The 12082-nt window shown below is 57.4% G+C and carries 14 protein-coding genes; 2 read left to right on the top strand and 12 right to left on the bottom strand.

What is annotated here, in order from left to right:
- The first annotated feature begins 173 nt into the window (after positions 1-173).
- A complete protein-coding gene (gene cofC, locus ACPLPM_RS17370) occupies positions 174-833 on the top strand; it encodes a 2-phospho-L-lactate guanylyltransferase (RefSeq protein WP_424358034.1) in 660 nt (219 codons plus the stop codon).
- A gap of 357 nt (positions 834-1190) precedes the next feature.
- On the top strand, positions 1191-2030 hold the full coding sequence (locus ACPLPM_RS17365; protein ID WP_424358033.1) for a slipin family protein: 840 nt from the start codon (positions 1191-1193) through the stop codon (positions 2028-2030).
- Between the two features lie 496 nt (positions 2031-2526).
- On the opposite strand, the gene ACPLPM_RS17360 is transcribed toward ACPLPM_RS17365, so the two are convergent.
- The 12 genes from ACPLPM_RS17360 to ACPLPM_RS17305 form a co-directional block, all read right to left on the bottom strand.
- Positions 2527-3090 carry a hypothetical protein gene (locus ACPLPM_RS17360; protein ID WP_424358032.1) on the bottom strand — a complete coding sequence of 188 codons (564 nt, stop codon included), beginning with the start codon at positions 3088-3090 and terminating at the stop codon, positions 2527-2529.
- 350 nt (positions 3091-3440) lie between these two features.
- Positions 3441-4205 (bottom strand): NYN domain-containing protein, encoded by a 765-nt coding sequence (locus ACPLPM_RS17355; RefSeq protein WP_424358031.1) that lies wholly within the window; start codon positions 4203-4205, stop codon positions 3441-3443.
- Between the two features lie 474 nt (positions 4206-4679).
- Complete coding sequence (locus tag ACPLPM_RS17350) at positions 4680-4883, bottom strand: hypothetical protein (RefSeq protein ID WP_424358030.1); 204 nt, start codon at positions 4881-4883, stop codon at positions 4680-4682.
- Positions 4884-4886: 3 nt separating this feature from the next.
- On the bottom strand, positions 4887-5675 hold the full coding sequence (gene minD, locus ACPLPM_RS17345; RefSeq protein WP_424358029.1) for a cell division ATPase MinD: 789 nt from the start codon (positions 5673-5675) through the stop codon (positions 4887-4889).
- Positions 5676-5754: 79 nt separating this feature from the next.
- The gene (locus ACPLPM_RS17340) at positions 5755-6468 is read right to left on the bottom strand and encodes a hypothetical protein (RefSeq protein ID WP_424358028.1); all 714 of its coding nucleotides are present in this window, start codon (positions 6466-6468) and stop codon (positions 5755-5757) included.
- Positions 6469-6480: 12 nt separating this feature from the next.
- Positions 6481-7590, bottom strand: coding sequence for a hypothetical protein (locus ACPLPM_RS17335; protein WP_424358027.1), 1110 nt, complete (start codon positions 7588-7590; stop codon positions 6481-6483).
- A gap of 1 nt (position 7591) precedes the next feature.
- On the bottom strand, positions 7592-8356 hold the full coding sequence (locus ACPLPM_RS17330) for a roadblock/LC7 domain-containing protein (RefSeq protein WP_424358026.1): 765 nt from the start codon (positions 8354-8356) through the stop codon (positions 7592-7594).
- 14 nt (positions 8357-8370) lie between these two features.
- The gene (locus ACPLPM_RS17325) at positions 8371-8718 is read right to left on the bottom strand and encodes a roadblock/LC7 domain-containing protein (protein ID WP_424358025.1); all 348 of its coding nucleotides are present in this window, start codon (positions 8716-8718) and stop codon (positions 8371-8373) included.
- The gene (locus ACPLPM_RS17320; RefSeq protein WP_424358024.1) at positions 8712-10115 is read right to left on the bottom strand and encodes a Ni/Fe hydrogenase subunit alpha; all 1404 of its coding nucleotides are present in this window, start codon (positions 10113-10115) and stop codon (positions 8712-8714) included. Before ACPLPM_RS17320 ends, ACPLPM_RS17325 begins: the two co-directional genes overlap by 7 nt.
- Positions 10112-11032 (bottom strand): F420-nonreducing hydrogenase, encoded by a 921-nt coding sequence (locus ACPLPM_RS17315; RefSeq protein ID WP_424358023.1) that lies wholly within the window; start codon positions 11030-11032, stop codon positions 10112-10114. The genes ACPLPM_RS17320 and ACPLPM_RS17315 overlap by 4 nt, the downstream gene beginning before the upstream one ends.
- 4 nt (positions 11033-11036) lie before the next feature.
- Positions 11037-11564, bottom strand: a complete 528-nt coding sequence (locus ACPLPM_RS17310; protein ID WP_424358022.1) for a hydrocarbon binding protein (contains V4R domain) — start codon at positions 11562-11564, stop codon at positions 11037-11039.
- The gene (locus ACPLPM_RS17305; RefSeq protein ID WP_424358021.1) at positions 11564-11809 is read right to left on the bottom strand and encodes a 4Fe-4S dicluster domain-containing protein; all 246 of its coding nucleotides are present in this window, start codon (positions 11807-11809) and stop codon (positions 11564-11566) included. The genes ACPLPM_RS17310 and ACPLPM_RS17305 overlap by 1 nt, the downstream gene beginning before the upstream one ends.
- Between the last annotated feature and the right edge of the window lie 273 nt (positions 11810-12082).

The following is a 12082-nucleotide window of genomic DNA, read 5'->3' as shown; positions in this document are numbered from 1 at the left end:
CTCCCAGCTTGAAAGTCCTCTCTATCCTCCAGGTACCTCCCCGACCTGCCCATTTTTAGTGGAACAGACACATAGGGTTACAGAAATGCCCCGATATCGCAGATGCTTCCCGAAGAAGAGCTTCCGGCTTCCAGCCAAAGTATATAAATTTTCAATGCACCTTTAATAATTCAATGAAGGCAATTGTCCCCTTTAAGGTCGTCAACGTCAAGTCCCGCCTGTCGACGCTGCTCACCCCCGAGGAGCGCAGCGAACTGGCCAGGCTGATGCTGCGCGACATCACGTCCACCCTCGCCGCAGCGGGCGTAGACGTCGAGCTGCTGACGACGCAGCCCTTCGAGTGGGACGGAGCCACCGTGATCGTGAGCGAGAAGGAGCTCAACCCCGCGCTGAACGACTACCTTTTAGCGAACGACAACCCCGTAATGATCGTCATGGCCGACATACCCCTGATCACCGAGAAAAACATCAGGGACATGCTCGCCAGCCCCGCCGATTTAGTAATATGCCCCGGCAGAGGCGGAGGCACCAACGTCCAGCTCATCCGCAGGCCCGACAAGTACCACGTCGACTACTACGGCGCCAGCTTCGTGGACCACCGGCGCATCGCAGAGGAAAACGGGCTGACCATCGAAGTCTTCGACTCGTTTAACGTGTCCAGCGACATCGACGAAGCCGGCGACCTCATCGAGCTCTACATCCACGGCAAGGGCGATGCCGCAAGGTACCTCCGCTCCATCACCGTTTTAGACGACAGCAAGGGCAGGGTACGCGTCGTGAAAGAAGAGAGCAACCTCCGCGCTGTCCGGATACCGGGCAAGATGACGGGTTAAACTATTTTTTGCGCATTAAATAGATAATGCTCACTACATTGTATAATCCGGATGCTCTGTCTCAGTGAGATAGCAGACGATCGCTGCGCTGTGCCAGATCACAGATATATACCGATTGCACAGATTACACAGATGGCTATACAATAAAAATGATAGAGCACTAATCATTTTCTTCCTTATCGATTAGCATCTGTGTAATCTGTGCAATCTGTAGGAATCTGTGATCTGGCACAGCGCAGCGATCGTGGTCGTTCACGAGCTCCTTAACAACGTTTTTCCAGCCTATTGCTTGCTATATAGTCTATATACTAAACATATTTCGTATATATTGACCTACCGGTTGTATAGGTGATACATATGGAGCATACAAGCCACGTCAAGGAACACATTCACACCGGCAGCCCGGGCATCTTCGGATTCATCAGGGTCGTCCCGGAGTGGGAGAGGGCTCCAGTTCTGAGGCTGGGCAAGTACGTAGGCCTCCGGGGCCCGGGGCTGGTGATCGTGACGCCGTTCCTGGACCAGATCGTGAGACCGATCGACCTGCGTATCAGGACGGTGCCGGTCGCGCCCCAGCAGACCATGTCCAAGGATAACGTGCCGGTCACCGTGGACGCGATCATCTACTACAAGGTCAAGGACCCGGAGAAGGCCATCCTCAACGTGCAGGACTATAATGCGGCCACCCAGTACGCCGCCCAGACGCTGCTGAGGGACATCATAGGCAAGCACACCTTCGACGAGATCCTGAGCGAGCGGACTACGATAGCCGACACGATAAAGAAGAACCTCGATTCGATGACCGAGGACTATGGCGTCGAGGTCACCAACGTAGAGATCAGGGACGTCACCATCCCGCCCAGCCTGCAGGACGCCATTGCAAGGCAGGCCGAAGCCGAACGAGAGCGCCGGTCCAGAGTTATCCTGGCCGAGGCAGAACAGCAGGCAGCGGGCAAAATGCTCGAGGCGGCCAACATGTACGAATCCCACCCGCTCGGCCTGCAGCTGAGGTGGATGAACATCCTCTACGAAGTCTCGAAAGAGAATTCTACAGTAATTATCGTCCCCTCCAACGTCCCGACGGCAGGTGCAGACCTCGACTCGATAGCGGCGATTAGTTCGGCGGTGTCGAAGAAGCATGAAAGAGTAAAACTGGCAGCAGAGCCGATGCCCGAGAAAGAGGGAGAGCAAGAGTAACGACCATCAAAGCACTAAGGTCAGGGAGGTAACTGGAGGCGCGAGATGACTTTCAGGCTGGGAGGTCAGGGAGGTCAGGAGATCTGGGAGTAGGTTATGAGAGGAGCCGGAGGTCAGAGAGATTTATTATTTGATAATCATATCTGACCTTTCTTGGGCTGTCAGGTGCCGTTTACACGAAGTATAGTCATTCTTAAAATTTTTAGGACGGACAGGTACCGTTTACACAAAGTACACAAGGTACGCGAAGTACGCGAAGTTTTACGGTAAGATCATTTTCCAGCATGCCGTTTTACCGTACTTTGAGTACTTCGCGTACCTCGTGTACTTTGTGTAAACGGTACGAGCGCTCATCATAAAAGTTCTGAATAATACCCCGTAATCCTCTCAGACCTTTCCACACTCCCGAACCTCCTCTCTGACCTCCGACCCTCTCTAACCTCCCAGCTTGAAAATCCTCCCGAACCTCCCGGGACCTCTCCGACCTCAGAGGTTTTTACCTGTCTTCTCCAGCATCGAACAACGGCAGCATGGCGATAGCGAGCCGTCTGTCCAGCCTTCTCTCCCGGTCCCCGGAGAGGTCGAGCGTGTACTTGTCCCCGAACGAGAACCGCCTGGTGAGGTTGCCGATCTGCCTGCCCTGGTAGACGATCTGGAAGTCCAGCTTCCAGTTCATCACGAACCGCCGGACGATGGCCATGACGCCGGTCTCCTGGGCGCTGCCGACGACGTTGCCCGCCGGGTCGAGGATGACCCACTTGTTCTGGAACAGGCTGTGGATGCCCTCTCTCTTTAACGAGCCGACCAGTTCCCGGGTTTTGGCGTCCACTACGTCGTAGGTGGCGTTGAAGTCGAGGATGTTCCTCGGGGCGATGGTCAGCACCTCGTCCCGCTGGGAGTCGTCGGAGTAGATGAAGATCTTCGGCTTCAGCTTGAACTTCTCCATCCGGGCGAAGAACAGGTCCTGCCCCCGGCCGTCTTTGATGTAGTACCTCTTGCCGATGGAGATCAGCTTCTGCGTCATCATGTACTGGTCCAGTCCGAACTTTGGGTTATCCATGTCCACACCACGATAATTACTCTATATACAGTTGCCCGGATAATAAAAATTGTGTAAAAAGAGTACTGGGGAGGTGAGATGGCAAGACGAACGCTGCGCTGTGCCAGATCACAGATTACGACAGATTGCGCGGATTTCACAGATTCCTCTTATAATAAGGAGTACAGCGAATCGTTTCCCTTTTTGTTATCGATTAGCATCTGTGCAATCTGTGGCATCTGTCGTAATCTGTGATCCTGGCACAGCGCAGCGTTCGTCCACGTTCCCGAGCACAGGGACAACTCCTGCGAGTATCTGTGAATTCCGTAGCAGGCACAGCGCAGCGTTCGTACTGTTGAGTCGCCTGTAGTTTACTTCAGCCGAATGTAGCTCTGGCTCGGCCCTTTAAGCCTGGATCTTTCGACGTCGTACAAATTCGTCGCTTTGACCAGCAGCTGGAGCTGGCTGAAGCCGTATTCGCGGGAGTCGAAGCTGGGCTCGATCTTGTAGAGGTTGTTGGCCAGGGTGGAGAGGTCGACCCATTCGCCTTCTTTGCCGACGCCCATCTCGTAAGCGCGCTTGAGCAGGTTAACAGCGAACTTGTCGAGCTTCTTGTGGGTCCGGGCCCGGGAGGGTGCTTTGTGGTTGCTACTGGTCTTTTCGGGGGTCTCCTCCTCGTCGGGGGAGAGGTTTTCTACGAAAGTGAAGATGACGCATGCCTTAACGAAGCTCTGGGGCGTGTCCTTGCGGCCGATGCCCATCACGAACAGGCCGGATTCCCTGAGCCGGGTGGCCAGTTTAGTGTAGTCGCTGTCGCTGGAGACGATGCAGAAGCCGTCGACGTGGCCGGCGTAGAGAATGTCCATCGCGTCGATGATCATGGCGCTGTCTGTGGCGTTCTTGCCCTTGGTGTACCGGAACTGCTGGATGGGCTGGAAGGCGTGCTTGTGGAGGTAGTCTTTCCAGCTGTTCATGCTGGACATGGTCCAGTCACCGTAGATCCGTCTCACGGTCACGTTGCCGTACTTTCCCGCTTCGGACAGCATCTCCTCTATAAGGGATGGCTGCGCGTTGTCGCCATCGATGAGCATGGCGATGTTCTTGTTAGTAGAGTGATTTTCGCTGGATTCCTGCAAACCGGGTGACCCCCGTTGATCACGCCCTCGTTTAGGCGTGATATGTGATAATCTTTCTAACCTCATACCTCGTTCCCTGCGGTGGCCGGCCTTCGGCCGGCAAAGTGCCTCTGTAGACCTGAATACCCTGCTTGCGCTAAGCGACGTAATGCCGGCCCCATCACGTTGGAGCTGTTATGCGTCAATTACCAGGTTGATCGATTGTTATTCATCAGCATATATGGGCCTGATGCGTGCCAATATAGAACATATATCTCTAATGATGGTTAAACGTTTTTATTGCGAGGGATATATGAAATATTCTCGGTAGAGGTTTGCGTTTACATAATACGGTTAACCCCTGCAGTGACCATGGCTCTGGCCGTAGAGCAACTGGTCTGCGAGTTCTACCTTTTGTACGTAGCGTAGCCTAGCTTAGGCACTACGCACTGAAGATCTTTAAAAAATAAAAAGTGGGCGGAGGGAGCCGAAGGCTCAGAACTTGAGCTTCTTGAACTCTTCGATGTCGTCCGCCAGTTTGTTCAGCTCTTCGTCTGTGACTTCCACACGGCTTTTCAGCACTCTCAGCTCGGCTACCAGCTGCCTGATCCTCGCGTACATGACGTACATGATGAGGAAGCAGGCGAATAGGCCGGTGATGAGCATGGCGATAATTAGTTCCAGGTACAGTTCGTCCACGTTTTAAACCCCCTTGAACAGCGATCTTGCCAGCCTGTCGATGAAACCTTCCCGTTTACCGGAGGCTTGCAGCATTTCCACATTCTTCGACCCGGCGATCTTGCCGGCCAGGCGCCTGTAAGCGATGGCAGCGGAGCTGTCCGGGTACTTCACGACCACGGGGGTCTTGAAGGCGGCAGCTCTTCTGACGCTGGGGTCCTCGGGGATGACCTCGAGCACCTGGACGCCCATGATGTCTCCGATCTTCTGGGCGGTCAGCTCGGTCTTCTCCGCAGACGCCCTGTTGAGGATGATGCCGCCGATGGCGCCGCCCACCATCTCGGTGAGCACCTTGGTCTTGACCGCGTCAGCCATGGAGGACAGCTCGGGGTTGACGACCAGCAGCACTTCGTCGGCTATGGCCAGCGGTATGACGCCGTCCTTGCTGATGCCCGCGGGGGCGTCGATCAGGATGAAGTCGGCATCTGCTACCAGTTTGCTCATCACGAACTGCAGCCGGTCAGGGTCGGCGTTCTGGAAGCCCTGCAGCGATATACCGCTGGGGACGACCTTCAGGCCCGTAGGCAGCTCGTAAACGGCCTGGGAAATGTCGGCCTTGCCCGCGAGCACCTCGTGCAGCGTGATCTTGCTTTTTTCCAGCCCCAGGACCAGGCCGAGGTTTGCCATGCCGATGTCGGCGTCCAGCACGATGGTGCGCTTGCCGAGCATGGCCAGGGACGTGCCGAGGTTCACCGTCGTCATCGTCTTGCCTGTACCGCCTTTTCCCGAAGCGATTGTGTATACTTTTGTCATATCACTCACTCACCCGTTACCTCCGCCCGCCTCTCTTTAGCGGACGTCATTCTGTCGATTGATGATAGTCATTATTCAGTTACCCGTGGCGCAGCATCGCATCACGGATCATGCGCTGCACTTCGTGCCGATCGTCTGCGACGATCAGATCATTGAGCCGTTCAATGAACGAGGAGATTTCATGGGCTTTTGGGGCCGGATTTTGCGATATTAATCCAGCAATCCTTTGTTCAAGCACTATTTTCTCCTCTTTCTTTCTCTGCTCTATTTTTTCGTATACTTTCTCTAGTACTATACACTCCTGGAAGCTATATTCTTTGCTCTTCAGGTACCTCGTGAAGTCCAGGATGTCCAGGCTGGTGAAAGTGTTCCGGCCGTATACGAAACCGGCGATTTCTCTCTCGATGGGGTCGACTGTATCTACTTTCAGCCCCTCGTGGCCATAGTCCACCAGTTCTTTACCCATCGCTTCTCGGACCCTGCGGGCTTCGATGATGAGGCCTTTGACCTCGCCGGAGGGCGTGTTGAAGTATTTGACGAACACGTCTTCGCCGCTCTCCCCGTCGACGCCGGTCATGCTGCGGAGCCGCCTGCCGAAGTCGCCGGCGATCACCGACGCCTTTTCCGGGGGGAAGACGCTTAGCAGCGCCGAGGTCAGGCCGTGGAGGTCGGGCGCGCCGTCGCTGTCTGCAAAGGTGCTTTCACCATAGCCTGCCGCGCAGAACTGCTCGAAGCCTTCGTGGCCGCACGCGAACGTGATGGATTCCCGGAGTAACGTGCTGAAGCTGGACATAGTTTCGAACCCCTATTTCCTCCGGTCCCTGCGCAGGTGGCCCAGGTCGAGTTTCTCCAGCAGCTCGTCGGCGTGCAGGGCGAAGTCCTGCTCTACCTTGCGCACCATGGCGATGTCGTCGTCCATGGATTTACTTAGCTCGTCCACCGTCCGGCTGATGTCGTCTTCAACCGGAGCCGCCTCCGTAGGTGCCCGGTTCTTCTCCAGGATCGTTTTTGCAGATACACCGATCCCTGGCTGCCTGATCTGGGCTTCTACCCTTGCCGGCTCGGCTGCAGGCTTTCTCGGCTCCGGCGGGACAGCTATTGCTGGCCGAACCGCTGCTGCCACGGCGGGAACTGGCCTGGCCGGCTCTGCTGTGGCCTGGCCCGGGAGGCTCTTCAGGGAGCGCTGTAGTACGGATGCCAGCACTCCCGAGTCGACGGCGTAAAACTCTGCGATGCCTGATACGCCCTCCAGCCAGCCGGGTACGCCGGGTATGATGCCCTTGTCATCGTATACGGCTTCGATGCGCCCGCCTGTAATAATCGCATGGTGCTCTTCCTGCGTCCCGTTGTGCCCGGCGACGAAAAGCAGGTGGCCGGTGTCACCGGGATACCGGTCGACGTACTCCCTGATGTCCCCGAGCTCTTCCGACCGGACGAACCTGCCGCGGATCTCGGGCTTGGTGAACCGGGCCGTCGTAGGCCTGGCCGCGGAAGCCGGGGCCTGGGGCGCAGCTCTGGGCGAGGCCTGAGCAGCCGGGGCCGGCCTGGCAGCCGGCTTTTCGGCGGGCTTCGACGGGGGAAGCGGTTCCTTGTAGGCGAAGGTATCATATAGCTCCTGCAACAGGGCTACCTGTTTCTCGGTGAGCTTGCAAATCTCGATAATACAGTCTGGCTGCTGGATGGACGTGGTGATGCCTGCCATGCCGGGGTCAGGCTGATCGTCGCCTCCCGAGGATACGAAGGCCATGACGGGCTTGCCGGAGAGGTAGACGGCCACGCACTCGCTGGCCCTGTCGGACAGGATCGATACACGCAGGTATCCTGTCAGGCTATCTTTTGCTATCCCCTCCGCAACGGAGGCCAGGGTCCCGGGGCCCCTGAAGCTTTTCTCGAGTGTCCCGCGTGGCAGCTGCATGTCAATCTTCCTGGATGCGCTGGGCGTTCCTGATGTTCAGCCGGATCAGGCCGAGGTTGGTGTCAGTTCTGGCGAGCACGCACAGAAACATGTCGTTTATGGGCGCTATGATGACCTTGTATTCGGGTGTTTCGAGGATGATCTGGCCGGTCTGGCCGAGCTGCAGCTCCCCGGCGATGCGGGTGCCTGCCCTGACCATGTCCTCGGTGGCGGCCGCGACGTGCTCGAAATCCACGTCGTTTCCCTGCTGGTATACCGGGAAGCCTTCCGCGACGAGCGCCGAGCCGATGACGCCCGGTATGGCGGTGAAGGCCGAGATTAGCTGTTCGTAGCCCCCGGTACCCGTCCCTGCCTGTCCAGAAACTGCTACCGGCTCCTGTGGTGCCGGTGTCGAAGGCACGTCTGCCGCCAGGGCTGCGCTTTCCGCCTCGTCCCTGGCGCCGTCGGCCGAGACGATGGCCGCGTGCTGGTTCTCGGTCATGACCTTCCTGATCTCTTCCTCCGTCAGGCTGACGATCTCGGAGCGTACCCCGGGAAGGGCCATCATCCGGTCTATGGCGCTGAACTGGTACAGGGTGATGCGCAGCATGGTGTACGCCGCGGCCAGTACCGTGCCGTTGTCCATCAGGATGAAGCCGTCGCCGCCAAGGCTGTGGCTGGCGCTGTGGACGTTGATCGAGCCTTTGAAGTTCAGGCCGTACTGCTTGAGCAGGTCAGCTACGCTCGCCTCAGATTCTGCCAGGCGGGTGCCTGTCGGTAGCTTCAATGCCGGAATCTCCGTTAGAGGGCAGCTGCTATTCTGTCCTTGTTTTTCTTAACCTCGTACCTGATGCGGCCGAGGTTCGAGCCCGGCTCGGCTACGATGGCCAGGATCTCGTTGGTCGTGACCAGGGAGAGCATGATGGGGCCTTTCTCCAGCTCGACGAGCACTTGCTCAAAGTTGCCTTTGCTCAGCTCTATGCCCATAGCTTCCGAAGTACCTACGCTGGTCGACGCCATGGCGCCCAGCGCGTCCACGTCCATCTGGATGTTGGATACGTGCTCTATGATGAACCCGTCCCTGCCTACGATGGCCGCGGCAGACACTCCCTCAACTTTTATCAGATCGCTTAAAATCCGCTTTAGCATCTCTTAACCTCACGTATTACCTTACCTTCGCTGTCGAATAGGCTCAGGATGATTGGCATTCGCCCGATGGCATGGGTGGCGCACGAGACGCAGGGGTCGTAGGCCCTGACAAGCATTTCGATCTTGTTCAGCGTGGCCTCGTCGGCGTCGCCGTGGATGTACTTCTTCGCCGTCTCGAAAACGCCCCTGTCGATGGCCCGGTTGTTGTGCCCGGTCGCCACGATCAGGTTGGCGCTGGTAATAAAGCCCTTGTCGTTTACGTTGTAGTCGTGGATGAGCGTCCCTCTGGTCGCTTCCACGATACCTATGCCCCGGGTGTTCTTGACCCCGGTGACCGGGTTGCGCACGTTCTTGTCCGTAACCGCTTTGTCCTGGAGCAGCGCGAGCGCCCGCTCGCTGGCTGCGGTGACCTCGATGATTCTGGCCAGGTTGTACAGGGCCGGCTGCTGTGGCGCTCTTCCGTACTTTGCCCTGAACTCGGAGAGCATCTTGTCTGCCTCCGGGTAGCCCATGGAGTCAACCACGTTGACCCGGGCCAGCGGACCGACACGGTAGAAGCCGCTGCCGGACTTGAGTTTGGTGAATTTCATGTACGAGTACGGCTCGGCGTATTCCTCTATGTGGGAGGCGTAGTCCCTGGCCTGGAACTCGCCCAGGCTGCCGCCGTTTGCGTCCATCATGCGGATGGGGCCGTCGTAGGTCTCGAACTTGCCGCCCGAGGTCATGCCGATGAAATCCGTCTGCACTACGCCCAGCGTTTTGATAAAGTCGGCTTTCTTGTCGAACTCTCCGTTGACCAGGCTCCACGCAGCCACGGCGATCTCGAGGGAGCGCTTCGCGTATGCCTCTAGCTCGGCCCGCTTCGGCTCCGTCAGCGAGAAAGACATGCCTCCGGGTATGGCCGATACCGGGTGGATCGGCTTGCCGCCGGCTTCCTCGGTGATGCGCTGGCCGATCTTGCGGGCCTCGATGGCCATGCGGGCCAGCCCGGGGTTGGCTTTAGCCAGGCCTGCGACGTTCCTCGTCGCGGGGGTTGCCCCTTCGAGCAGATAGTCTGGCATGCTCAGCATGAACAGGTGTAAGAAGTGCGAGCTGATGAGCTGGCCGGAGATGAGGAGTTCCCTCATCCTGTAAGCGGCTTCGGGGATGGTGGCGCCGAAGACCTCGTCCACTGCCTTGGCTGCGGCGAGGTGGTGGACTGTGGGGCAGATGCCGCAAATCCTCGGGGTGATCCTGGGCGCTTCCTCGATGGCCGCGCCTTCCAGGAATTTTTCGAAGCCCCGGAGCTCGGTCGCGTGGAAGTGGGCGTCCGCCACTTCTCCCTTGTCGTCCAGCTGGACGGTCACGCTGGCGTGGCCCTCTATTCTAGTGATGGGGCTGATAGTAATTTTCTTCATAGGTGTCTCTCCTTGATGATGTCAGGGATCTTGGAGACGGATTTGTTTTCCATGATCTTGCTGCCCATGACGAACGGGTAGATCGTGTGAGGAATGTCGTACAGCTCCTTCTCGATCTCCTGCTGGGGCAGTTCCGTTAAATGCTGGATGCGCATGACCAGGGTGTTGTAGATGTCCCTGCAGGGTTCTCGCAGCACGTCTAACGATGGCCCGCCGCACCCGTGGCAGGGTATGCCGTGAGAGGTACATAGCGCGTGGCACCTGCCGAAGGTCACGGAGCCCAGGCAGAGATAGCCCTGGCCCAGCAGGCAGGTCTTTTCATCGGGCACCCCCTCGTACCTGCGCTTGACCTTCCAGTTCTTCACGAGGACCATTTCCCGGCCGCACTCCGCGCAGACCGACTTTTTCTGCAGTTCCGGCATCCGGCCCTCTATGAGGGGCAGCAGTATCTGGCGCAGGAAGAACTCTTTGGGCGGGCAGCCGGTGATGTAGTAGTCTACCTTGATGACGTCCCCCACGGCGTAGCCGCGGTATAAAAGATCGGGGATGTCCTGGTTGGGGATGACGTTAGTGGTCGTACCCTGGCGGTTGGTGTACACGCCGTTCAGGATCTCGTCCCGGCTGTGCAGGATGGACAGGCCGGAGACGCCGCCGTAGCAGGCGCAGGTGCCAAAGGCGATGACGGTTTTGGCGCGCTGGCGCAGCTTTTTGACTCTCTCCATGTTTTCTTTATTGCGGATGGCTCCGCCGATGATGGCGATGTCGATGTTCTCCGGGGGCTCCTTGACATCCATCAGGATGGGCGAATAGACGATCTCGACCTTGTTGAGCAGCTCGAGCAGGTCCTCGTGGAGGTCGAGCAGCGACATGTGGCAGCCGGCGCAGGAGGCCAGCGGCTCGGTAGCGAGCTTAAGCATGCGATCACCTCAAAATCAGCTTTTTCAGGCAGGTGTTCGGCCCGACGTGGACGATCTCCAGCTTGCCGCGCTTGCCCGTGATCTCCTCGACCGCGCCTACCATGTAGCCGTAGAGGCTCTGGCAGAGGGGGCCTTTCTGAGACATGCCTTCCCGGCGCAGCGTCTGCCTGACGATGCAGTCCCGGAAGACGAGGTAGATGAACGTCTCGCCGTTCTCGGTGATGATGTAGCTGTCCTTGTCCTTGGGCTTCCACAGCTCAAAGTTGTACTGTCTGCCCAGGATCTCGGACAACTCTTTCAGCGCCTTCTCCACGTCGTCGGTCTTGGGGAAGTACTTCGCGGTCTCGTGGCCCATCTTCATGCCGGCCCGGTAGACCACGGCGTTGGCGCCGCCTCTGGCGATCTCTTCGAGTGATCGGATGATGGTTGCGTTCAGCACCATCAGCCCGTGCAGCGCTTCTTCGTAGTCGGTGATGTTGCCGTCGCAGTGGAGGGGCAGTTCCTCCGGCTTGACGATCGCAGCCTGCGTCATTAAATGAACCTCCTCAGCATTGAACAAACTTCAAGGTCGACGTACAGCCTTCTGGAAAGGTAGATGTCCTGGTGCTCGATCGCGTTCGCCGGACATATTTCGTGACAGGACAGGCACTGCATGCAGTCGTCCTGGTTTACGACGACGGAGCGCCCGTCTTTGATCGCGTAGACCTTCATGGGGCAGTCGTGTACGCACAGGCCGCAGCCGATGCATACATTGTTGTCTACAAGTATCTTCACCATCTCTATTGACCCTCGCCCAATTTGTACTATATACCCCAGTGATATAGCTAGAAGGAATAGTTACTACTTATAGTTTATAAATATATCTCCGTTGGAGAAATTATTACGATTTTGGGGGCGGATATGGTAAAATTCAATTATTTTGGCGTGCTGGCGCCAGGGAGGCAGGCATGCCCATGGCTTAACGCCGTTAATTCCGCCTGCGGAACAGGCCCATGAGAAAATATATGATGCCAGCGGTGAAAATAAGAAGTTAAGAAGCCATCCCGGGAA

The organism is Methanocella sp. MCL-LM (assembly GCF_049676595.1).
Classification (GTDB): Archaea; Halobacteriota; Methanocellia; order Methanocellales; family Methanocellaceae; genus Methanocella_A.
Note: the sequence above shows the minus strand (reverse complement) of the source record. Positions and strands in the feature narration are given on the sequence as shown.